The 22,244-nt window shown below is 69.4% G+C and carries 21 protein-coding genes; 11 read left to right on the top strand and 10 right to left on the bottom strand.

Features of this window, described 5'->3' with window-relative positions; translation table 11 throughout:
- The first annotated feature begins 134 nt into the window (after positions 1 to 134).
- Positions 135 to 1,025 carry an MHYT domain-containing protein gene (locus tag LDL21_RS14785; protein WP_181696997.1) on the top strand — a complete coding sequence of 297 codons (891 nt, stop codon included), beginning with the start codon at positions 135 to 137 and terminating at the stop codon, positions 1,023 to 1,025.
- On the opposite strand, the gene LDL21_RS14780 is transcribed toward LDL21_RS14785, so the two are convergent.
- From LDL21_RS14780 to LDL21_RS14770, 3 genes are read right to left on the bottom strand one after another with little or no spacing between them, the layout of a single operon-like run.
- Complete coding sequence (locus LDL21_RS14780) at positions 1,026 to 2,201, bottom strand: cation:proton antiporter (protein WP_181696996.1); 1,176 nt, start codon at positions 2,199 to 2,201, stop codon at positions 1,026 to 1,028. It abuts the gene before it with no gap.
- A gap of 5 nt (positions 2,202 to 2,206) precedes the next feature.
- A complete protein-coding gene (locus LDL21_RS14775; protein ID WP_067492837.1) occupies positions 2,207 to 2,689 on the bottom strand; it encodes a cation:proton antiporter regulatory subunit in 483 nt (160 codons plus the stop codon).
- 18 nt (positions 2,690 to 2,707) lie between these two features.
- On the bottom strand, positions 2,708 to 3,097 hold the full coding sequence (locus LDL21_RS14770) for a DUF952 domain-containing protein (RefSeq protein WP_225280515.1): 390 nt from the start codon (positions 3,095 to 3,097) through the stop codon (positions 2,708 to 2,710).
- A 126-nt stretch (positions 3,098 to 3,223) separates the two neighbouring features.
- On the opposite strand from LDL21_RS14770, the gene LDL21_RS14765 reads away from it, so the two are divergent.
- Both LDL21_RS14765 and LDL21_RS14760 read left to right on the top strand, forming a co-directional pair.
- Positions 3,224 to 3,397 carry a hypothetical protein gene (locus tag LDL21_RS14765; protein ID WP_157104669.1) on the top strand — a complete coding sequence of 58 codons (174 nt, stop codon included), beginning with the start codon at positions 3,224 to 3,226 and terminating at the stop codon, positions 3,395 to 3,397.
- 105 nt (positions 3,398 to 3,502) lie between these two features.
- Complete coding sequence (locus LDL21_RS14760) at positions 3,503 to 3,697, top strand: DUF7455 domain-containing protein (RefSeq protein WP_029903635.1); 195 nt, start codon at positions 3,503 to 3,505, stop codon at positions 3,695 to 3,697.
- A gap of 98 nt (positions 3,698 to 3,795) precedes the next feature.
- Here LDL21_RS14760 and LDL21_RS14755 read toward each other — a convergent pair whose 3' ends face one another.
- Complete coding sequence (locus LDL21_RS14755) at positions 3,796 to 4,548, bottom strand: TetR/AcrR family transcriptional regulator (RefSeq protein WP_181696994.1); 753 nt, start codon at positions 4,546 to 4,548, stop codon at positions 3,796 to 3,798.
- A gap of 128 nt (positions 4,549 to 4,676) precedes the next feature.
- Here LDL21_RS14755 and LDL21_RS14750 point away from each other — a divergent pair, with 128 nt between their 5' ends.
- Together LDL21_RS14750 and LDL21_RS14745 are read left to right on the top strand one after the other, a co-directional pair.
- Positions 4,677 to 6,536 carry a DEAD/DEAH box helicase gene (locus tag LDL21_RS14750; RefSeq protein ID WP_225280814.1) on the top strand — a complete coding sequence of 620 codons (1,860 nt, stop codon included), beginning with the start codon at positions 4,677 to 4,679 and terminating at the stop codon, positions 6,534 to 6,536.
- The gene (locus tag LDL21_RS14745) at positions 6,536 to 7,084 is read left to right on the top strand and encodes a hypothetical protein (RefSeq protein WP_181696993.1); all 549 of its coding nucleotides are present in this window, start codon (positions 6,536 to 6,538) and stop codon (positions 7,082 to 7,084) included. The genes LDL21_RS14750 and LDL21_RS14745 overlap by 1 nt, the downstream gene beginning before the upstream one ends.
- 344 nt (positions 7,085 to 7,428) lie before the next feature.
- Here LDL21_RS14745 and LDL21_RS14740 read toward each other — a convergent pair whose 3' ends face one another.
- Positions 7,429 to 8,166: an SDR family NAD(P)-dependent oxidoreductase gene (locus tag LDL21_RS14740; RefSeq protein ID WP_225280514.1), complete on the bottom strand. Its 738-nt coding sequence runs from the start codon at positions 8,164 to 8,166 to the stop codon at positions 7,429 to 7,431.
- A gap of 149 nt (positions 8,167 to 8,315) precedes the next feature.
- Here LDL21_RS14740 and LDL21_RS14735 point away from each other — a divergent pair, with 149 nt between their 5' ends.
- A complete protein-coding gene (locus LDL21_RS14735; protein ID WP_225280513.1) occupies positions 8,316 to 8,921 on the top strand; it encodes a TetR/AcrR family transcriptional regulator in 606 nt (201 codons plus the stop codon).
- Positions 8,922 to 9,146: 225 nt separating this feature from the next.
- Here the strand turns inward: LDL21_RS14735 and LDL21_RS14730 are convergent, their stop codons facing one another.
- Entirely contained in the window at positions 9,147 to 10,823 is a 1,677-nt protein-coding gene (locus tag LDL21_RS14730; protein WP_067493026.1) for a DEAD/DEAH box helicase, read from the bottom strand.
- 326 nt (positions 10,824 to 11,149) lie between these two features.
- Between LDL21_RS14730 and LDL21_RS14725 the strand changes: the two genes are divergently transcribed.
- A complete protein-coding gene (locus LDL21_RS14725) occupies positions 11,150 to 12,214 on the top strand; it encodes a YihY/virulence factor BrkB family protein (protein ID WP_372462190.1) in 1,065 nt (354 codons plus the stop codon).
- On the opposite strand, the gene LDL21_RS14720 is transcribed toward LDL21_RS14725, so the two are convergent.
- A complete protein-coding gene (locus LDL21_RS14720; RefSeq protein WP_067493022.1) occupies positions 12,184 to 12,423 on the bottom strand; it encodes a DUF3039 domain-containing protein in 240 nt (79 codons plus the stop codon). The two genes, LDL21_RS14725 and LDL21_RS14720, sit on opposite strands and share 31 nt — an antisense overlap.
- Before the next feature lie 84 nt (positions 12,424 to 12,507).
- On the opposite strand from LDL21_RS14720, the gene LDL21_RS14715 reads away from it, so the two are divergent.
- A complete protein-coding gene (locus tag LDL21_RS14715; RefSeq protein ID WP_181696989.1) occupies positions 12,508 to 12,918 on the top strand; it encodes a DUF3099 domain-containing protein in 411 nt (136 codons plus the stop codon).
- Here the strand turns inward: LDL21_RS14715 and LDL21_RS14710 are convergent.
- Positions 12,898 to 14,250, bottom strand: a complete 1,353-nt coding sequence (locus LDL21_RS14710; protein ID WP_225280511.1) for an MFS transporter — start codon at positions 14,248 to 14,250, stop codon at positions 12,898 to 12,900. The two genes, LDL21_RS14715 and LDL21_RS14710, sit on opposite strands and share 21 nt — an antisense overlap.
- Positions 14,251 to 14,507: 257 nt before the next feature.
- Between LDL21_RS14710 and LDL21_RS14705 the strand changes: the two genes are divergently transcribed.
- From LDL21_RS14705 to LDL21_RS14695, 3 genes are all read left to right on the top strand, one after another.
- Positions 14,508 to 15,233: a VOC family protein gene (locus LDL21_RS14705; protein ID WP_225280510.1), complete on the top strand. Its 726-nt coding sequence runs from the start codon at positions 14,508 to 14,510 to the stop codon at positions 15,231 to 15,233.
- Positions 15,234 to 15,275: 42 nt separating this feature from the next.
- The gene (locus LDL21_RS14700; protein ID WP_225280509.1) at positions 15,276 to 16,793 is read left to right on the top strand and encodes a DUF7782 domain-containing protein; all 1,518 of its coding nucleotides are present in this window, start codon (positions 15,276 to 15,278) and stop codon (positions 16,791 to 16,793) included.
- A 168-nt stretch (positions 16,794 to 16,961) separates the two neighbouring features.
- Positions 16,962 to 17,930, top strand: coding sequence for a sigma-70 family RNA polymerase sigma factor (locus LDL21_RS14695; protein WP_067492821.1), 969 nt, complete (start codon positions 16,962 to 16,964; stop codon positions 17,928 to 17,930).
- A 214-nt stretch (positions 17,931 to 18,144) separates the two neighbouring features.
- Here LDL21_RS14695 and LDL21_RS14690 read toward each other — a convergent pair whose 3' ends face one another.
- The gene (locus LDL21_RS14690; RefSeq protein WP_372462181.1) at positions 18,145 to 20,913 is read right to left on the bottom strand and encodes a bifunctional acetate--CoA ligase family protein/GNAT family N-acetyltransferase; all 2,769 of its coding nucleotides are present in this window, start codon (positions 20,911 to 20,913) and stop codon (positions 18,145 to 18,147) included.
- On the bottom strand, positions 20,906 to 22,147 hold the full coding sequence (locus LDL21_RS14685; protein ID WP_225280508.1) for an acetoin utilization protein AcuC: 1,242 nt from the start codon (positions 22,145 to 22,147) through the stop codon (positions 20,906 to 20,908). Before LDL21_RS14685 ends, LDL21_RS14690 begins: the two co-directional genes overlap by 8 nt.
- Positions 22,148 to 22,244: the final 97 nt, after the last annotated feature.

Here is a 22,244-nt window from a genome sequence, read left to right as displayed (position 1 = left end):
TTTCGTGATCAAACCCACACTCCTGGATTGCGCTGTGATGGCAACGAATTCGGGGTTTTCGCCGTATCGTCACGTCCAGCTTTTCGTTCTACCGCCGACCGGTCAGCGGTACCGGCATTGAGGGTTTGCGCGGCGTGCTCGACATCTATCACTTCAGCTACGGCTGGATCACCCCTGTCCTCGCCTATTTCATGTCCGTCACCGGTTGCCTGCTCGGGCTGCAGTGCGCCGCGCGTGGACGCAACGCCACCGAGGGACGGGTCGGCTGGCTCGTCGGCGCCGCCATCGCGATCGGCGGAACCGGTATCTGGGTCATGCATTTCATCGCCATGCTCGGCTTCAGCATCCGGGGCGCGGAGATCCGTTTCGACGTCCCTCTGACTCTGCTCAGCGCGATCACGGCGATGGTCGTCGTCGGGATCGGGCTTTTCATGGTGAACAAACCGCAGCCGACCCTGCGCTCGCTGGTGGGCGGTGGCACCATCGCCGGACTCGGGGTGGGCACCATGCACTACGCGGGCATGTATGCGATGAAGTCGACGGCCGCGGTGTCCTACGACGCGATGATCGTCACGCTGTCGCTGGTGATCGCGGTGGTCGCCTCGATCGTCGCACTGTGGTTCACCTTGCGCGTCAAGGGATTTCTGGCCACCATCGGCGCCTCGCTGATCATGGGTGTGGCCGTCACCGGCATGCACTACACCGGCATGGCGGCCATGAAGGCCCACCCCGGCCACCATGGCGGCCCGCCTTCGGGGGCGGGGGCGATGGAACTGCTCGCGCCGCTGATCGGGGTGAGCAGCATCGTCACCATGCTGGTGCTGATCAGTGTGAGTCTCACCGAGATTGAGAACGAGGAGGCGCTGCCGCGCATGTGGCTCACCTCCCGGCACCAGCCGCGTAAGCGTGCCGTACCGCCGCCCGCGATGCCCACGCCGGTGCGCATGCAGGAGCCGATCGAATACCGCACGGAGGAACTGGCCTACGACGTGGCGGGCGCCTGGCCGCGCCGGGTCATCGACTAGTCAGGTCGTCGAAAGACGCCGGCGCCCACCGAGAGTGACGACGGGTTCGATTACGCGGGCGATGACCGGACCGAGCATCGCCATCAGCAGCACATAGGCCGACGCGAGAGCGACGAGGCGGTGGTCGGCGGTGCCGTAGCTCACCGCCAGACCGGCGATGACGATGGAGAATTCGCCGCGGGCGACCAGCGCCGCACCCGCTCGCGCCCGGCCCGCCCGCGCGATGCCCTGCCTGCTCGCCGCCCACCAGCCGACGACCATCTTGGTGCCCGTGGTGACCACCGCGAGCCCCGCCGCCCAGGCGAGCACCGGCGGAATGGCAGCCGGGTCGATGGACAGGCCGAAGGCCACGAAGAAGATGGCGGCGAACAGATCGCGCAAGGGTTCGAGCAGCTTGGCCGCCTCCTGCGCGGTCGATCCCGAGATCGCGATGCCGAGCAGGAACGCGCCGACCGCCGCCGACACGTTCAGCGCCGAGGCGGCACCGGCGACCAGCAGCGCCGCGCCGATCAATTGCAGCAGGAACACCTCGCGATCGGTGCTGTCGAGCACCGCCGAGACCACCCGGCCGAACCGCAACGCCACCACGAGCACCACGGTGATCGTCGCCAGCGCGACGGCCAGCGACACCAGCCCGCTGAGCAGGCTCAGGCCCGCCAGCATCATGGTGAGGATGGGCAGATACACCGCCATCGCGAGGTCCTCGAACACGAGGATCGAGAGCACCACGGGGGTTTCGCGGTTACCGAGGCGGCCGAGGTCGTCGAGGAGTTTGGCCACGATCCCCGAGGACGAGATGTAGGTGACGCCGCCGAGCACCACGGCGCCGAGAATTCCCCAGCCCAGGATCAGGGCCACGGCGGCGCCGGGCAGCGCGTTGGCGAGCAGGTCGAGCACACCGGCGGTCCAGGAGCGGCGCAGCCCGGTCATCAGTTCGGGCGCGGTGTATTCGAGCCCGAGCAGCAACAGCAGCAGCACCACGCCGATCTCGCTGGCGACGTGACCGAATTCGATCGCGCCTTCCAATTCGACGAAACCGCCACGCCCGAACGCCAGCCCGCCGAGCAGGTACAGCGGGATCGGTGACATTCCGAACCGGCCCGCGATCCGGCCGCAGATCCCCAGCGCGAACAAGATCATGCCTAGTTCGAGCAGCGCCAGGGCCTGCGCGGTCACGGCCGTCAGCCGTGCGTGAGAATTTTCGCGGCTGCGTCCAGGCCTTCCGGCGTGCCGACGACCACGAGCTGGTCGCCCTCGGTGAAGGTGAAGTCCGGACCTGGTGAGGGGTGGAGCTGGCCGGCACGCATCACGGCCACGATCGAGGTCTTGGTGCGGGTCCGCATCCCGGTCTCGCCGAGTGTGCGTCCCGCGTACGGTGACTCGGCGAGCAGCACGAGCTGACGGGTGGTGATGCCGGGCAGGTCGCGGTGGTCGTCGTTGAGCTTGGCCACCAGTTGCGGTGCGCCGAGCAGATTGGCGAGCACCGAGGCCTCGTCCACCGACAGCGGCACCTGCGCGGCGATGGCGTCGGGGTCGTCGGGCTTGGACACGATCAGATCGATGTCACCGTCGCGATGGGCGACCACCCCGACGCGGCGCCCCGACCTGACCTCGAAATCCTTACGCACTCCGATCCCCGGTAGCGCTGTGACATCGACATTCACATATCCACGATAGACCCGTCAGAGCCCGGTTGTGTCCTGTGCCACTCCCGGTCGGCGTGGGGTATGGAACACGCCGTCCGGGCCCGGTCGATAGGGCGAGACGTCGAGCACCGCGGCGAGCGGCAGCGGCCCGTACAGGTGCGGGAACAGCATCGACTCCGGGTCGCCTGGCACGCCCGGCTCCCACTTCAGCGGCGACGCGAGCCGGGCGGGGTCCAGCCACAGCAGCACAAGATCCGTGCGACCGGCGAAGAGACGATTCGCGGGCAACCGCACCTGTTCGGGGGTGGACAGGTGCACGAAGCCGCTCTCGGCCAGCGACGGCGGGCGGCGTTGCCCGTCGTGCGCAAATTGTTGCCACTCTTGGGAAGAACACAGGTGAACAAGCGTGTGAGTGTCGGATATCACGGGTAATCTCCGGGTAGACAACAGGTTCGGACGGTGAAGACCCTGTCACACGGTGGGCGGTGGGGCCGCACGGTGGTGATCGAGCTCGTGGCGTAACGAGCAACACCACAGCGAGCGACACAGTCGATGAGTGTCAGGATCGAACAGGAGGTGGGAAACGGCGCCACGGGTGATCGGCGGGTGCTCGAGACCGACGACCAGCGCATGTTCGCTTTCAGCGAAACCGCAGGTCGTGTTATCGAAAACACAAAGATTCACTTCCGGGAACAAAGCCTGAACCCCGAACGTCTGACAGAGTAGTCGTACCACTGCTGGGAAGTAGCGGACGCGAGCCACGTGGAGTGACCACGGGGCCCACACCTAGGCGAACGGCCACGCAGCGCCGGGAGCCGGGACGGAGGAGTCATGCCAGGAACCCTGACCAGCACCCCACTGACCGCGGTCGATCGTTGCGATCGTTGCGGGGCGGCTGCCCGAGTGCGTGCCGTTCTTCCCGCGGGTGGCGAGTTGCTCTTCTGCCAGCACCACGCGAATGAACACATGGACCGTTTGCGCGAGCTCGAAGCCGTGATCGACACGGAATCGGCTCCAGCTCTCTGACCACTCCTCTCGCGTCCGAACACAACAACATCCGACAATAGAAAACCCCCCGACAGCGGGCGACCGGATTCCGGCGCCCGCTGTTGTGGTGTCCGGGGTCAGGCGGTGTCGGCGAGGATGCCGTCGACCAGGGTCGCGACACCGTAGGCGTAGGCACCGTCCGGATCGGCGGGGGCCTGATAGTGCTCGCCCACCGTGGTGCCCACACGTGCGGCGAGGGGGAACTGGTCGGCGGGCATCACTTCGGCCAGCAGCGGGCCGTGTACCCGCCACCAATCGGCATCGCTGAGCTGGTCGGCCGCGCCCGCCGCCGCGACGGCGAGGCGGGCATTGCCGGTGGCGAAATCGGTGAGCACCGCGATGGCGCGGTCCATCGCCAGATCCGACAGCCCGGCGCCGTCGATGGCACGCAGCTGGTTCTCGTAACGGCGCATCCTCGCCGGGCCGAGGACCTGGCGCCACGGCGACACCTCGAGCAGCCACGGGTGGGCGAGGAGCTCGGTGCGGACCCGGTCCGCGACGGCGATCATGCGCTCGCGCAGCGGCAGCTCGGCGGGGATCGGCTCGTCCTCGGCGGCCACGGCGTCGACCATCAGCACCAGCAACGCCTCCTTGCTCGGCACATAGGTGTAGAGGCTCATGGCACGCACGTCGAGGGCGGCGGCCACCGCGCGGATGGTCAGCTTGCCGATGCCGTCGCGATCGGCCAGGGCGATGCCCGCCGCCACGACCGCGTCGACGGTGAGGCCGGGTTTGGGACCGCGCGCGCCGGGCTTGGCCGGCAGGGCATGACGCCACAGCAACTGCACGAGCTGGGCGGCCTGGTCGGTGGATCTGCCGTCGGTCGGCATGCGCGGAACCTTTTCCGGTCGGTCGGGAATAAATTCAGTACAGTGTACGTTATTAGCCTGTTCGCGCTGCCCGATCAGAGGAGAATGTTCTGCCCGCCATCCAGGCCACCTATCTTCCCGATCGTCACCTGTTCGCCCTGTGGACCTGGAGCGGACTCGGTGCCGGGCGCCCACCACGCGGCGTCGGCGACCCCGAGACGTTGACGCTGGCGCTGCCGGTCGGTGAGCGCAGGGCGCTCGAGCCGGTCGAGGTACCTGCTGCCGTCGTGACCGGTTCGGAGTTGCTCGAGTTGCCCGTCGCCGAGCTGGGCCCTTCGGCCCAGGCCTGGCGCATGCTCCTCGACGACGCCCGCACGGACGTCGACCACCGGCATCGGGAAGCGCCCACCGCCGGTGAGGCTCGTGCGGACGACGGGCGGCCCTCGACAGACCGCGGCGCGGGCGGGCTGCCCACCGCGAATACACGGGCGGCCGCGAACGCGCCGGTCGAGCTGCCCATCGCGGCGCATGCGGTGCCCAACGCCGTGGGGACGGCGGTCGTGTCGGCCGAGCGGGCGGTGCGGGTGGTGCGGGAGACCGAAGCCGCCGCGGCGGAGCTCGCCGGGGCGCTCGAGGCGACCCTTCGCCCCTATCAGGTGCGTGGGGTCGGGTGGTTGCGGGAGACCGTGGCCGCGTACGGCGGGGCGGTGCTCGCCGACGAGATGGGCCTCGGCAAGACCGTGCAGACGATCGGGTTCCTCCAGGGGCGGGCCGCGGGTCCGCAGCTGGTGGTGTGCCCGACCTCGCTGGTCGGGAACTGGGTGCACGAGATCGCACGGTTCGCACCCGGGCTGACGGTGGTGTCGTGGCGTGGCGGTGAGGTGCCCGCCGACGCCGGGACCGTCGTGGTCACCGGGTATCCGACGCTGCGTCTGCACGGGTCGGCGCTGACCGAGAAGCACTGGGCCACCGTCGTCTTCGATGAAGCGCAGGCGTTGAAGAATCCGCGTACCCAGGTGTCGCGGGCCGCGCGTGCGGTGCCCGCCGACGCCAGGGTCGCGCTCACCGGCACCCCGGTGGAGAACCATCTCGACGAACTGTTCGCCCTGCTCAACCTCACGACGCCCCGGTTGTTCGCGCACCGCACCCAGTTCCGGCGCCGGTTCGTGCGGCCGATCGAAGAGGGCTCGGCCGATGCGGCCGCGCGCTTGCGTGATGCGGTGGAACCGGTACTGCTGGGCCGCAAGAAGATCCAGGTGGCGGCGTCGTTGCCGGCCAAGATCCACAGCGACCTGCTGTGCGACCTGACCCCGGAGCAGGAAAAGGCCTACGACACGGTGCTCGCCGCAGCCCTGGACGAGGGTTTCGGGTCGGGTCTGCAACGACAAGGCCGGGTACTCGCGGCCCTCACGCACCTCAAGCAAGTGTGCAACCACCCCGGATTGGTCACCGGTGACCTGGGCGAATTGGCCGGGCGCTCGGGCAAACTCGATCTGTGCACCGACATCGTGGCGACCAATCTCGACACCGGTGACCCCACGCTGATCTTCACCCAGTACCGGCAGACCGGTGAACTGCTCGTGCGCCACCTCGCCGAACAGTTCGGGGTGCGGGCACCCTTCTTCCACGGCGGACTCGACGCCGATCAGCGTGCGGCGATCGTTCACGAGTTCCAATCACCCGACGGCCCACCGGTTCTCATCCTGAGCCTGCGCGCCGCGGGCACCGGCCTCACCCTCACCCGCGCAGCCGACGTGATCCATTTCGACCGCTGGTGGAATCCGGCGGTGGAGGCCCAAGCCTCGGACCGGGCGCACCGCATCGGACAGACGCGCACGGTCACCGTCACCACGCTCACCAGCGCCACCACGGTGGAGGAACACATCGCGGGCATGCACACCCGCAAGTCGGCCCTCACCGACCTGTCCGATGCCGCGAGCATCGCCGAACTGGCCCGACTCGACGACGACGCCCTGGTCGACATCCTGCGACGGAAGCGAGAGAACTGATGCCAGACAACGAGTTCGGCTACACGCCGTGGGGTAAGGACTGGGTGCGGCTGGCCGAACCGCTGCGCCAGACCCGCCCCGAACCGCTGCTGCCGCGCGCCCGCAGCGTCGCCCGCAACAACGGCGTGCGCACCGAGATCGAGGGCCGCACGGTGCGCGCGCATCTGCATCGGGGCGGGCAGGCCTCGATCGCGCACGTGGAGGTGGCGCCGCTCTCCCGCGCGGCGGTGACCGCGATCGAGCAGGTGATTCCCGACGCGACCGTCGTCACCGACGACATGCACCGAGCCCTGCTCGACGCGGGCCACTCCCCCGCCCCGACCCTGGTGAGCACGGACTGCTCCTGCTCCGCCCGCACACCCCGCTGCCTCCACGTGCTCGCGGTGCTCTACACGATCGCCCGTCAGGTCGACGAAAACCCCCGCCTCGCCCTGGAATTGCAGGGCTACTTCGACACCGCCCACGACCCCGAAGCGCCCGTGGCCGAGTCACCCTGGACCCCGATCCACACTCTCGACCCCGCCCACTTTTTCTCCGTCACCGGCTGAACCCACTCCAGTCGGCTCCGCATCAGCCGTGCCGCGTGACATCAGCCGTGCCACGTGGCATCGGCCGTGCCGCGTGGCATCAGCCGTGCCGCGTGGCATCAGCCGTGCCGCGCCTGCAAAACCGCCGGGCGCGAGTTCGGTGCGCGCATGTGCGCGTGGCATCAGCCGTGCCGCATCACACCAGCCATGCCGCGTGGCGGGGGCCGTGGCCCGTGGCGTCTGTGGTGCGGTTGGTGACAGCGAGTGCGGCTTAGGGGCGTCGGCGGTGCCGTGCAGTCCCAGGCAGCGTGGCGTGTGCCACATGGGCGCTTGATGGTCGGCGGCGGGATTCGGAGCCGGCCGGGTCAGGCGTTGGTTCCGCCGTCGACGGTGATGATCGCGCCGGTGATCGTGCGGGCCGACGGGCCTGCGAGGAAGGCGACCAAGTCGGCGATGTCGTCGGGGGTGCCGAAACGGCCGAGCGCGTTGAACTCTCGTTGAGTGGGTGCGTGCTCGCCCGCCGCCGGGTTCATGTCCGTGTCGGTGGGGCCGGGCTGCACGAGGTTGACCGTGATGCCGCGTGGGCCGAGTTCCCTGGCCAGCGCCTTGGTGTAGCCGTTGAGTGCCGACTTGCTCAGGTTGTAGAGGGCCAGGCCGCCGAACAGGGCGCGGTCGGTGAGGTTCGATCCGATGGAGATGATGCGCCCACCTTCGCCGAGGTGGGCCAGCGCGGCCTGACCCGCGACGAACGGTGCCCTGGCGTGGATGTCGAGCGCCCGATCGATCTCGGCGAGGGTGAACTCCTCGTAGGGCTTGGCCGGGAAGATGCCCGCGTTGTTCACCAGCACGTGGAGGCCACCCAGTTCGCGAGCGGTCCGGTCGACGGCCGCGACCACGGCGGCGGCATCGGCGCTGTCGGCCTGGATCGGCAGCGCACGCCTGCCGAGAGCCTCGATGTCGGCGGCGACGGACTTCGCGGCGACCTCGTCGCGCTGGTAGGTGAACGCCACATCGGCGCCGGTGGATGCCAGTTTCCGGGCGATGGCGGCGCCGATTCCCCGGCTGGCGCCGGTCACCAGGGCGACGGTGGTGCTGTGCGACATGAAGACTGCTCCAATTCTGTAGTTATCGATACATAAAGAGAGAAGCGCATCCGACCGGCTCACGTCAAGGATTTTCTTATCGACCGATACAGAAATAATCGCCGGCGACGGTCGCGGTATATTTACCGATCGGCACAGAAAGGTTTCTTATGGCAGAACGTGGTCGCCCCCGCGCCTTCGACCGGGATGTCGCCCTGCGCCGGGCCATGGAGGTGTTCTGGGAACGCGGCTACGAGGGCGCGTCGATGAGCGACCTCACCACCGCCATGAGCATCAACTCCCCCAGCCTGTACGCGGCCTTCGGCGACAAGGAATCCCTGTTCCGGGAAGCCGTGGCGCTCTACGGCCGCGCCGAAGGATCGCGCACCGCGCGGGCACTGAGCGAGCAACCGACCGCCTATGCCGCGATCGCGGCCATGCTGCACGACAACATCGCCATGTACACCGACCCCGGCCTACCCCAGGGCTGCATGGTGGTCCTCGCGGGCGCCACCTACACCACCCGCAACGCCTCGGTGCGCGAGTTCCTCACCGAGGCACGCCGCCGCACCACAGCCGACATCCAGGCCCGGCTGGAGCGCGGCGTCGTCGAGGGCGACCTGAAAACCGGCACCGACACCGCCGCGCTGGCAGCCTTGTTCAGCACGGTCCTCTACGGGCTGTCCGTCCAGGCACGAGACGGCGTGGGCCACACCGAACTCACCGCCGCCGCCGACTCCGCGCTGGAAATCCTCGCCGCCGCCCGTAACGCTTGATCCACCAAGCCCGGACCCAGCGCACGCACCTGCTGGCATCGGCCACACCACGCAGTCACTCGCACGCCCGCCGACGTGCCCAGACTGCGCGTGCCCACCTCGCCGACAGCTGTGTTCGCGCACGTATCGACGAACCGTGTATGCCTCACCTGCCCGCCCAGATCGCTACCGCCGATCCACAGACACTCCGGCCGCCGCGACAGCTACCCGCTCATGTCCGCACGACTATCGCCGGCGCAGCGCCGCGATGCGTTCGGTGAGTTGGTCGGCGGTCGCCAAAGCTGTTGGGGGGCCACCACATTCGCGGCGGAGTTCGCCGTGGATGACGCCGTGTGGTTTCCCGGTGCGGTGGTGGTGCATGGCGACAAGGCTGTTGAGTTCGCGGCGCAGCTCGCCCAGCTTGTCCGAGGTCGCGACCCGTTCGGCCACGGCGGCGGGCTGGGGCGCGGCGACGGCGGCGCTGCGCTCCGACAGCTGACGCGACTGACGGTCGCGCAGCAGCGCCCGCATCTGATCGGCGTCGAGCAGACCGGGGATGCCCAGGTAGTCGGCTTCCTCGTCGCTGCCCGCGAACGTGGCGGTGCCGAAGGAGGATCCGTCGTAGATCACCTGGTCGAGCTCGGCGTCGGCGGCCAGGGCGACGAAGGACTTCTCCTCCTCGCCCGGCTCGTCCTTGGTCTTGTTCGCCTCCGTGAGCAGTTCGTCGTCGAGAGCGTTCTTCTCGCGGTGCGGCTTGCCGATCACGTGGTCGCGTTGCAACTCGAGCTGCGCGGCCAGATCCAGCAGCACCGGCACCGACGGCAGGAACACGCTCGCGGTCTCCCCCGGCTTGCGGGCACGCACGAAACGCCCGATGGCCTGGGCGAAGTACAGCGGCGTCGACGCGCTGGTCGCGTACACGCCGACCGCGAGGCGCGGCACGTCGACACCTTCGGACACCATGCGCACCGCGACCATCCACGGCTGGGTGCTGCTCGCGAACTCGCCGATGCGCTGCGAGGACTGCGGATCGTCGGAGAGCACCAGCGCGGGCCGCTCCCCCGAGATGTGTTCCAGCAGTTCGGCGTAGTCGCGGGCGCGTTCCTGATCGGTGGCGATGACCAGGCCACCGGCGTCCGGGATACCGGAGGACCGCAACTGCCGCAGCCGGGTGTCGGCCGCGCGCAGCACCGCCGAGATCCAGTCGCCCGCGGGGTCGAGCGCGGTGCGCCAGGCGCGGGCGGTCTGTTCGGCGCTGAGGGGTTCGCCGAGGCGGGCGGTGTGTTCCTCGCCCGCGCTGTCGCGCCAGTGCGCGTCACCGGAGTAGGCCAGGAACACCACGGGACGGACGACGCCGTCGGCGAGGGCGTCGGCGTACCCGTAGGAGTGGTCGGCGCGGGAACGCGGGAAACCGGACTCGTCGGGTTCGTAGGTGACGAACGGGATCTTGGAATCGTCGCTGCGGAACGGCGTACCGGTCAGGGCCAGACGGCGGGTCGCATCGCCGAAGGCCTCCTCGGTGGCCTCACCCCAGGACTTCGCGTCGCCCGCGTGGTGGATCTCGTCGAGAATCACCAGGGTGCGGCGGTTCTCGGTGCGCACCCGGTGCCGGGTGGGGTGTGCGGCGACCTGGGCGTAGGTGACGACCACACCGTGGTAGTCACCGGAGGTGCCGCCGGTGGAATTGGAGAAGCGGGAGTCGAGCTGGATCCCCGAGCGCGCCGCGGAGGCGGCCCACTGGTGCTTGAGGTGCTCTGTGGGCGCGACGACGGTGATCTGATCCACCGTCCGATCCGCCAGCAACTCGGCGGCAACCCGCAGCGCGAAGGTGGTCTTACCGGCGCCGGGCGTGGCGACCGCGAGGAAGTCGCGTGGCTTGGTGGCCAGGTATTTCGTCAGGGCGCGGCGCTGCCAGGCGCGCAGGGAACCGCCCGACGCACCACCTGCCGCCGAATCGACCGGTGTACCCGCTTCTCTCGCCGCAGCGACGCCACCCGACCCAGTCACGCAGACGACCCTAGCCGCCCGATACGGCGTGTCGCCAACACCGACGCGGCGCGCGCGACGGGCGTCACATCCCGGCCGAGGTCACCGGCCATTTACCTGTTACCCACCGACACGATGCTCGTCCCGCACCCCACGGTCGCCATCGGTGCGAGATGCTGGACAACGACATGAGCAACAACGAGGCCCACGCGACCGATGCCGCGTATCCGCCGCCCACCCCGGGGCCGGGCGGAGCCGTGGCCATGCCCGTCCCCACCGGGCAACATCCGCGCGAACGCGCACGGTGGCTGTCGTGGTTGCGGACGGCGTGGCGGCTGATCGTGCGGGTCTCGCACAAGTGCTGGGACAACTCGATTTTCGCCAAGTCGGCGGCGGCGGCGTTCTGGCAGACACTGTCGCTGGCACCGCTGCTGCTCGGCCTGCTCGGCAGCCTCGGCTACGTGGGTGGGCTGTTCGGGCCCGACACCGTGCAGATCGTGGAAGCCAAGATCATCGCCTTCAGCCGGGACTTCTTCAGCCCGTCGGTGGTGTCGGATCTGATCGAACCCACCGTCGACGATGTGCTCGGCCGTGGTCGTGGCGCGGTGGTGTCGTTCGGTTTCGTGCTCTCGCTGTGGGCCGGGTCCTCGGCCATGGCGACCTTCGTCGACGCGATCGTCGAGGCGCACGGTCAGCAGGACGCCCGCCACCCGGTATGGCAGCGGATCTTCGCGTTGCTGCTGTATGTGCAGTTCCTGGTCGCGGCGGTGTTGTTGCTGCCGATGATCGCGCTCGGTCCCACCCGGATCGGGCGGGTACTGCCCGATGCCTGGCGCGAACCGGGGCTGCGGGTGATCGACACGTTCTACTACCCGATCGTCGGGTTGCTGCTCATTGTCGGACTCACCACGCTCTACAAGCTCGCGCTGCACAAATCGCTGCCGTGGCACCGGTTGTTCGCCGGGGCACTGGTCGCGGGGGTGTTCTTCATGGCCGCCAGCGACCTGCTGCGCCGCTACCTGTCCTGGATCACCGAGACCGGGGTGAGTTACGGCGCGCTCGCCACCCCGATCGCGTTCCTGCTGTTCACCTATTTCCTCGGCTTCGCGGTGATCCTCGGTGCGGAGTTCAACGCGGCGGTGCAGGAGTTCTGGCCCGCGCGCGCCACCCGCATCGAGCAGGTGAAGGAATGGATCACCAGTCAGGTGCTGGGTGACGACGAAACCGACAGCGAACACGACGAAAGCGCCGACGCCTCGACGGAGGCGCCGGCGTCATCGCCGACGGTGGAACCGGCTCAGTCGCCGCCCTTGCGCAAGCGCTCGTAGACCTTCTTGCAGTCCGGGCAGACCGGTGAGCCGGGCTTGGGCGAACGCGTCACCGGGAACACCTCACCGCACAGCGCGACGACCATGGTGCCCATCACGGCACTCTCGGCGATCCGGTCCTTCTTCACGTAGTGGAAGAACTTGGGGACGTCGTCACCGGTCGTCTCGTCGGTCGTGGTTTCCGGGCGTACCAGAGTGTCCGTACTCATGCCTTCCATGATGCCGTATCCGGGCGGTGGCTCGCTGACCAGCCGCGTGTGCGCCCGGCGACGGCAAGTGGAAGACTCGGGAGCATGCAGTCCAACGGCGAGTCCCCCGGCGCCGGCGATCCGACCCCGGAACCCGAAGTGCACCTGCCGGGCAAAGGTGCCTCGCGGGGGTTCTTCCGCGACTCCGGTGAGCACCCGGTGCTCATCACCGAGGCCGCGACCTCGCTCGACGAGCAACACCGCGCCCGGGTACGCCGCTACATGATCATCATGGGTTTCCGGATCCCGTGCCTGATCCTCGCGGCCATCGCCTACAGCGTGTTCGAGAACCCGCTCGTCTCCATCCTCATCATCGCCGCGTCGGTACCGCTGCCGTGGATCGCGGTGCTGGTCGCCAACGACCGGCCGCCACGCACCAAGGACGAACCGAGCCGCTGGGACGGGCGCCGCGAGGAGATCGCCCTCGAGGCGCGCTCACGCAAAGCCCTCGAGTGAGCGCCGCGGCCGCCTGATCAGGATCGACATCACCGCCGCCGCACCGCACAACCCGCCGGCCAGGTACCAGGCCAGGTCGTAGGAACCGTTGAGGTCGCGGATGAAGCCCGCCCCGGTGGCCGCGATCGCCGCACCGACCTGGTGGGCGGCGAACACCCAGCCGAATGCGATCGGACCGTCGGCACCGAACAGTTCCCGGCACAGCAGCACCGTCGGCGGGACCGTCGCGATCCAGTCCAGGCCGTAGAAGATGATGAACACCCACATGCTCGGCTGGGTGTGTGGGCCGAGCAGCGACGGCAGGATCAGCAGCGACAGCCCGCGCAGCGAGTAGTAGCCGAGCAGCAGATAGCGCGGGTCCACCCGGTCCGACAGCCACCCCGAGGCGATGGTGCCCACCACATCGAAGACCCCGACCAGGGCCAGCAGTCCGGCGGCCGTGGTCGGTGGCATGCCGTGGTCGTGCGCAGCGGTGACGAAATGGGTACCGACCAGGCCGTTCGTCGACGCGCCGCACACCGCGAAACCGCCTGCGAGCAACCAGAATCCGGGCCTGCGGGCGGCGGCGGCGAGTACCCGCAGCGCCCGGCCCGCTCCCCCGGCGACCGGCCGCCGCACACCGACGTCCGAACCAGGTTCGGCACCGTAGGCGCGCACGCCCGCGTCGCTCGGATAGTCGCGCACGAACAACCACACCAGCGGCGCCACCGCCAGGGCCACGGCCGCGACGATCACCGAGGGCAGGCGCCAGCCGTGGTCGTGGGCGAGCATCGAGACCAGCGGCAGGAACACCAGTTGCCCTGTCGCGCCCGCCGCCGTGAGGATGCCCGTCACCAAGCCTCGGCTGCGGACGAACCAGCGGCCGGTGATGGTGGCGACGAACGGCATGGACATCGAACCGACGCCGATACCGACCAGCAGACCCCAGGTCATCAGGAGCTGCCAGGCCTGGGTCATGAACACCGTCAGCCCGGCACCCGCGGCGATCAGCACCAGCGCCGCGCACACCACCCGGCGGATACCGAACCGGTCCATCAGCGCCGCGGCGAACGGCGAGATCAGGCCGTAGAGCAGCATGTTCAGGGAGACGGCGGCCGAGATCGTCGCGTGTGACCACCCGAACTCGTCGTGCAACGGTTCGATCAGGACGCTGGGGACCGAACGGAACGCCGCCGCGCCGAGGAGCGCGACGAAGCCGACGCCCGCGACGATCCAGGCGGGGTGCAGGGCGCGGCGGGGCTCGTCGACGAGCCTGCCGGCTACCGCTGGTTCGGACGGGACTTCACCGGCGGGCGGGGTGAGTGGGCGCAGGTCGGTCACCCTGGTGATCATGATGGATGTTGCCGTTTCGAACGAGTGGCCGGAGTGACACGTTTCGTCGATATCCGGCCAATTCGATCGGCCTGCCGGGTCGCGGCGACCGGCGCCCGCACCGGAGGGAGCATTTCGGTCGACAGCGCGGCTTGCGCGGCATACCGTGCGAAAGAAGCCGCCGATGCCCGTGCCGCACGGCCTCTGCCGGTTTCGTGACGGTCGGGCCTTGCTCTTCGTGGCGGTGTCTCGAACCTCCGATCTACCAGGGAGACACTATGATTCGTTGGACCTGGGCGTTCATCGACCGGCCCGCGGCCACTTTCGACGAGTGCGTACGGTTCTGGGCAGAAGCGACCGGGTCGACGGTGTCGCCGCCGCGTGGAGCGCACGGTGAGTTCGTCACGTTGCTGCCGTCGACCGGGCCCGCGTGGCTGAAGATGCAGCGAGTGGGCGGCGCAGGCGGGACACACCTCGATCTGGATGTCGACGACATCCCCGCCGCGGTAGCCGAGGCGGCGGCACTCGGAGCCCAGGTCGTCCTGGTCGATCGCGACTACACAGTGATGGAATCACCTGCGGGACAGACCTTCTGCTTTACTCACGCGGGCCCGTCCCCCGCTACCGGTGCGATGGCACGGGTCACGGCGCCCGATGGAAATGTCGCGGCACTCGACCAGATCTGCCTCGACCTCGCACCGACCGACCTCGACTCCGACACCTCGTTCTGGCAGGCGCTCACCGGGTGGTCCCCTGAATCGACCCGGCGCCCCGAGTTCACGCGCCTGCGCGATCCCGGACAACCACTGCAGTTCCTGCTGCAACGCCTCGACGAGCCTCGGCACCCCGGCGCCCACATCGATTTCGCGGCCACCGACATGTCCGCCGTCGCCACCTGGCACGAATCCCTCGGCGCCACCCGTCTCGTGGACGAGGAGTTCTGGATCGTCCTCGCCGACCCCAGTGGCACCCCCTACTGCGTGACCTCCCGCAAGCCTTCCTGAGCTGGCCGAAGCGCGGTTCGCCGAGGCTGGCAGAGTGGTCGGGTGCCTACGAACCACACCACCACCGGTTCCCTGCTCACCGCACTGTGCCCGGATCTGCGCGCGGCGCTGACCAGGGTCGACTACACCGCCGACGGACTGGTCGACGCGCTCGGCCCGGATGTGCATGCGGCACTGGGTCGTTCGGAGCCGGTGCCGGTGCGCCGTGCCGCGCGCGAGGCCGGTGAGCTCGGCACACTGATCCGGTTGCTGCTGCTCGGCGACGCACTGCCCGAACCCGACGTGGCCGCGGCGCTGGCACCGGTCCGCGTCGACGACGCCGTGGCCGCCGGGCTGCTTACCAGAGACGGCGGCGAGGTGAGCGCCGCACTCGATCTGCGCCCGCTCGACGCCGGACACGGGAACCGCTGGATCCTGTCCGATCTCGACGACTCGATGCGCAGGCGAACCCTCACCGAGGAGCACGTCCTCGGCGTCGGCCACGCCTCGCTCTCGCTGCTGCGGGCCACCCCGACCGAACCGGTGGGCACCGTGCTCGACCTGGGCACCGGCTGCGGCGTACAGGCCGTGCACGCGGCCGCCTACGCGGACAAGATCACCGCCACCGACGTGAACCCGCGCGCGCTCTGGCTGGCACAGGCCACCGCCGCGCTCAACGAACTCGAGATCGAGCTGCTCGAAGGGTCGTGGTTCGAGCCGGTGGCGGGCAGGCGGTTCGATCAGATCGTCGCCAATCCGCCCTTCGTCGTGGGACCCGCACGCATCGAACACACCTACCGCGACTCCGGGCTCGCGCTCGACGGGGCGAGCGAGCTGGTGATCGGGCAGGCCGCCGGGCTGCTCGCACCCGGCGGTACCGCGGCCATGCTCGCCGCCTGGGTGCATGTCGAGGGGCAGGACTGGCGGCAGCGGGTGTCGTCGTGGTTGCCGGAACACGGCGTCGACGCCTGGGTGGTGCAGCGCGATGTCGCCGATCCCGGGCTGTACGTGGGCACCTGGTTGCGCGACGCGGGTCTGGACCCGCGGGATCAGGAGGCGCAGGAACGCGCGGCACGCTGGCTCGACGCCTTCGAGGCCGCCGACGTGACGGGCATCGGCTTCGGCTTCGTCTACCTGCGGGCCATCGACGGGTCGACCGAACTGCTGGCCGAGGACCTCACACACGGCTTCGACGACCCGCTCGGGGCCGAAGTGCGCGACTATTTCGCCCGTTCGGCCTGGTTGCGAGCGGTGGCCGCCGACGAAAGCCTCGCGTGGCGTTCACGTTTCGCGCCGAGCCCGGCCACTGCCCTGGAACGGGTGTACCTGCCGGGTGAGGACGGCTGGTTCGAGCAGGTGGCGCGGTTGCACCGCGGCGACGGTCCGCGCTGGCAGCACGAGGTCGACGAGACGACCGTCGCGCTCGTCGCGGGAATGCGGGCCGACGGTCTGCCGTTGTACGAACTGATCGAACTGCTCGCGCTCGCCGACGGAGCCGAGCAGGTGACCCCCGAGTTCGCGGCCCAGGCTCTCGGCGTGGTCGCCGGTCTCGTCCGCCACGGATTGATACGGCCGGTGTAGACCGGGCTGGACGGGGCACGCGTTCCACGACGGCGTCCTTCTCAGGAACTTCTCAGCCGTGCACGGATAAATCCGCAGCTCAGAGCGGTTTATTACGCACGGGATCGGGAACTTTCTCTAAGTCGGGTCCGTTGATCGGAGTGAGACACCACCGACAGGAGGCAAGTCATGACAAGCCCCGCCACTACTCGAGTGCGCCCCAGCGAGTCCGATATCGACGCCCAGAGCCCCGCCGCCGACCTGGTACGCGTGTACCTGAACGGGATCGGCCGCACGGCACTGCTCACGGCGGCCGACGAGGTCGAGTTGGCCAAGCGTATCGAGGCGGGCCTGTATGCCCAGCACCTGCTCGAGACCGGCAAACGGTTGTCGGCGGCCCGCAAGCGTGATCTGGCCGTTCTGGTCCGCGAGGGGCAAGCCGCCCGCTCGCACCTGCTCGAGGCCAACCTGCGTCTGGTCGTTTCGCTGGCCAAGCGCTACACCGGCCGCGGCATGCCGTTGCTCGATCTCATCCAGGAGGGCAACCTCGGCCTCATCCGCGCGATGGAGAAGTTCGACTACGCCAAGGGCTTCAAGTTCTCCACCTACGCCACCTGGTGGATCCGCCAGGCCATCACCAGGGGTATGGCCGATCAGAGCCGCACCATCCGGCTGCCCGTGCACCTGGTCGAACAGGTGAACAAGCTCGCCAGGATCAAGCGCGAACTGCATCAGCAGCTCGGTCGCGAGGCCACCGATGCCGAACTGGCCAACGAGTCGGGCATCCCGGTGGAGAAGATCGCCGACCTGCTCGACCACAGCCGCGACCCGGTGAGCCTCGACATGCCCGTCGGTAACGATGAGGAAGCCCCGCTCGGCGACTTCATCGAGGACTCCGAGGCCACCTCGGCCGAGAGCGCCGTGATCGCGGGCCTGCTCCACCACGACGTCCGCAGCGTCCTGGCCACCCTCGACGAACGCGAACAGCAGGTCATCCGCCTGCGCTTCGGCCTCGACGACGGGCAGCCCCGCACCCTCGACCAGATCGGCAAGCTGTTCGGCCTGTCGCGCGAGCGGGTGCGCCAGATCGAGCGCGAGGTCATGTCGAAGCTGCGCAAAGGTGAGCGCGCCGACCGTCTGCGTGCCTACGCGAGCTGATGCCACTGTCAGCGCCGTGCTGATCCGCCGCCATCGTGTCGACGGTGACTTGCCGGCGCTGACCAAGACCTGACGGCCCTCAGGGGTCGTCTTCCGAAACGCCGACCGGTGTCCGTGACTCCATCCCCCTCCGGGGTCGCGAACCGGTCGGCGTTGTCCGTCCACCACCACGCCGCCTGTGGCATGTACCGCCGCCGCGCGGCCGTGTGGTCGTTCATGCCAGGCGTCGGGGGCCGGTGTCGAAGCGGGTGGGTTGGGGGCCGATGCGGGCGCGGGCGTAGATGATCTCGGCCGAGCCGGGGGAAGCCAGGACGGGGTCGCAGGAAAGTTCGCGCATCTGGGGGATGTCGTCGAAGAGGGCTGAAATGCGTTGGGCCAGTTCGATGAGCGCCGCCTTGTCGACACCCGGGCCCGTTGGGCCGGGCGAGAGCAGCGGTGCGGCGCGAGGTGCGTCGATCAGGGCGGCGGCCTCATCGGCGGTCAGCGGTAGCGCGCGGTAGGCACGGTCGCCGAGCAGGTCCATGATCATGCCGGACAGGCCGAACTCGATGACCGAACCGAACGACGGGTCGTCGGTGACGCTCAGCACGCACCCGACGCCCTTGGTCGCCATCTTCTGCACGTGCAGCAGGGGATCGCCACATATCGCAACAAGATCGGAGTACGCCTGACGGACCGCGTCGGGCCCCCACAGATCCAACCGGACCCCGATCAGATCCGGTCTGCGCCGCCACAGCTCACCGGTGGCCTTCGCGGCGACCGGGTAGCCCAGTTCCTCGGCTGCGGCCACCGCCTGCTCCGCGTCACGCACCGCCCGGAAGTCGACGATGGCGATGCCGTAGCACTCGAGCAGCCGCACCGCCTCGTCATCGGTGAGCCACCGCCCCGACGACCCGGCCGACCACTGCTCCACCATCCCCGTCGCCGCGGCGGTGTCGATCCCGGGAGGACGAACGACCGGCGAGACGGGCCGATCCCGCCAGCGCGCGTAGCGATCGACCCTGGCCAGCGCACGGGCGGCACGTTCCGGATCGGGATACGACGGGATGGACCCGCGCCCAGGCGCGCCACCGGTCGACCGCACAGCGAGCAGATCAGGAATTCCGGATTCCGCCACAAAGGTGGTGAGCACCGGTTTGTCCCGGTCGGGTGCGGCGGCCGCAGCCGCACGCAACGCATCCGCGAACCCACCCATATGCACCGGCACCGGCGGCGCGACAACCACGATCACCGCATCGACTTCCGCACTGCGCAGAGCCGCGAGCACAGCCTCCCGGAAATCGGCAGGGGTCGCTTCCGGTCCGAGATCCACCGGCCCGTCAGCCGCCACACCCCCGACGTCGCTTTCCGGACCGCCCGGTCCGCGTTCGGTGGGCCGGGCTCCGGGGCCACGGTCGACGGCTGTGGGCGGGCGGTGGATACGTAGGCCTTCGCTGGTGGCCGCGTCGATGGCCAGCCAGTTCAGGGCAGCGCTGTTGCCGACCACCGCTACCCGTGGTCCGCGCGGCAACGGCTGACACGCCAGCAGGGCGGCACAGTCGAACAATTCGGAGATGGAGTCCACCTGGATGATCCCGGCCTGGGCGAACAGGTCACGCACCACTGTGCGATCCATATCGGCGCCGGCGGCCAGCCGGCCACTGCTCACGGCCACGATCGGTTTGCCGCGCGCCACCCGCCGCGCGAGCCGGGAGAACTTGCGCGGATTACCGAAACTCTCCAGGTAGAGCAGGATCACCTCGGTGTCGGCGGCGGTGTCCCAGTACTGCAGCAGGTCGTTGCCCGACACATCGGCCCGGTTGCCCGCCGACACGAATGTCGACACGCCGAGATTGCGGGTGGCGGCCTCGGCGAGAATCGCGGCGCCGAGCGGCCCGGACTGACAGAAGAACCCGATTCGCCCACGCTGCGGCAGTACCGGGGCGAGGGTGGCATTGAGCCCCACGGCCGGGTCGGTGTTGGCGATGCCGAGCGCGCTCGGTCCGACCACCCGCATCCCGTGCCCCCGGGCGGCGGCGACCAGGTCCTGTTCGGCGGCCAACCCCGCGGGCCCGGTCTCCCCGAAACCGGCGGTGAGCACGATCAAGCCTTTGACGCCCTTGGCCATGCAGTCGTCGAGCACCGGTCCGATCGCGGCGGGCGGCACCGCGACGACGGCGAGGTCGACCTCGTCGGGAATCTCGCGGACGGTGGCGTAGGCGCGCACCCCGCGCACCGACCGGCGATGCGGATTCACCGGAAACACCGGGCCGGCGAATCCACCCGCGAGCAGATTGGCCAGCACGGCGCCACCGACCCGTGTGCTCTCCGGCGACGCGCCGATCACCGCCACCGAACCGGGTGCGAGCAGATTGCCGACGCTGCGCGCCTCCGACGCCGCCTCCCGGGCATCCCGAACGGTGCGCAGGGCCTCGGTGGGGTCGATCGCGAACTCCAGGTGCACCTCGGAGCCGTCGCGGCTGCGCTGCAACTGGTAGCCGGCGTCACGGAACACCGTGATCATGGCCTCGTTCTCGGCCAGCACCTCCGCGGTGAACGTTTCCACCTCGTTCTCGGCGGCGGCACCAGCGAGATGCTCGAGCAGGATCGACCCGAGTCCGCGCCCCTGGTGTTCGTCGGCGACGACGAACGCCACCTCGGCCGCGCGCGGCCCCGGTCGGTCGAGCAGTTCGTAGCGGGCCACCGCGATGATCGCGGTACCGAGCACCGCGACCAACCCCACCCGGTCGTGATAGTCGACATGGGTGGTGCGGTACATGTCCTTGGGCGAGATTCTCGGGTAGGGACCGAAATAGCGCAGGTAGCGGGTGCGGTCCGAGAGCCGGGCGTGGAAATCCGCCAGCGCGTCGGCATCGGCGGGCACGATCGGGCGGATCCGCACCACCCCGCCGTCGGCCGCCAGCACATCGCCGAACAACTGCGGCGGCGGCTCGGGCGGGTTCGCGGGCGTATCGGGAGTGTCGGGCAGCAGTGGTTCAGTCACGGGGATCCTCCGGGTCGAGACCGAGCAGCGAGAAACTGGCCCGTCGGGTGGCCGAGATGGCGGTGTCGACCGCGCGCTGAGCCCGGACCTCGTCGGCGTCGCCGATCTCGGGGGTGCCGCCCGGCCCGTCCCACGGGCGGTAGGTCGGGTCGCCACCGTCGCTCATCGTCGTCGGCGGGGTGATCCGCGGCGCCGACGCGCGTACCTGCTCGCGCCAGCTCTCGGGAATCGGGGTGTCCGGCGCCAACGGACGATCCAGCGCGGCCGCGAGCAGGTGGGTCCACGCCCGTGGCACCACTCGCACCACCCCGTAACCGCCGCCACCGAGCGCGAGCCATCTGCCCTCGGCGTGGCGGTCGGCCAGCTCGCGCATGGCGAGGAAGGCCGCGCGCTGACCGTCGACGGTCAGTTCCAGATCGGCGAGCGGGTCCTCGCGGTGGGTGTCCACCCCGCACTGGCTGACGATGATCTGCGGCCGGAACGCGGCGATCGCACCGGGCACCACCGCGTGAAAACCGCGCAGCCACTGCGCGTCCCGGGTGCCGGGCAGCAACGGCAGGTTGATCGAGGTGCCCTCGGCGCTGCCGAGCCCGGTCTCCTCCGGCCATCCGGTATTGGGCCACAACGTGGCCGGATGCTGGTGCAGCGACACCGTGAGCACCCGTGGATCGGCATAGAAGGCGCGCTGCACACCGTCGCCGTGATGGACATCGACATCCACATACGCGATCCGGTCGAATCCGTTGTCCAGCAACCAGGAGATCGCGATCGCGGCGTCGTTGTAGATGCAGAACCCCGCCGCCGAATCCGGCATGGCGTGGTGCATGCCGCCACCGATGCTCACCGCGCGCCGGGTACGCCCGGCCGCGATCTCCCGCGCCGCGGCCAGCGTGCCGCCGACGATCACCGACGCCGCCTCGTGCATGTGCGGGAAGACCGGGTTGTCGGCGGTTCCCAGGCCGTAGAGGGTGTCCTCCGGGGTGGCGGGTCCCGCACCGGCTCGGCGAACCGCCTGGATATAGGCGCTGCTGTGCACCCGCATCAACTCGCCCTGGGTAGCCTCGGCGGGGGCGAGCGGTTCGATACCGTCGAGCAGACCGAGACTTTCGGCCAGCGACATGGTGAACCGCAGGCGCGCCGGTTTCATCGGATGTTCGGGGCTCCAGGTGTAGCCGAGGAATCGCTCGGTCCATACGAGAGTTCCCGGTGCTCGGCTCGGTGGCACAGTGACCATGCTCGCCACGCTAGCCGGAAGCAGCGGGCCCCGTGAGACGTTGACATGCAGTAGAAATAGGGCCGCCGGTCCAGCGCACGGACCGGCGTTCGCCCGT

It is taken from the genome of Nocardia rosealba (assembly GCF_020216065.1).
Classification (GTDB): domain Bacteria; phylum Actinomycetota; class Actinomycetes; order Mycobacteriales; family Mycobacteriaceae; genus Nocardia; species Nocardia rosealba.
The sequence above is the reverse complement of the archived record's forward strand: the minus strand, read 5'-3'. Positions and strand labels throughout refer to the sequence as shown.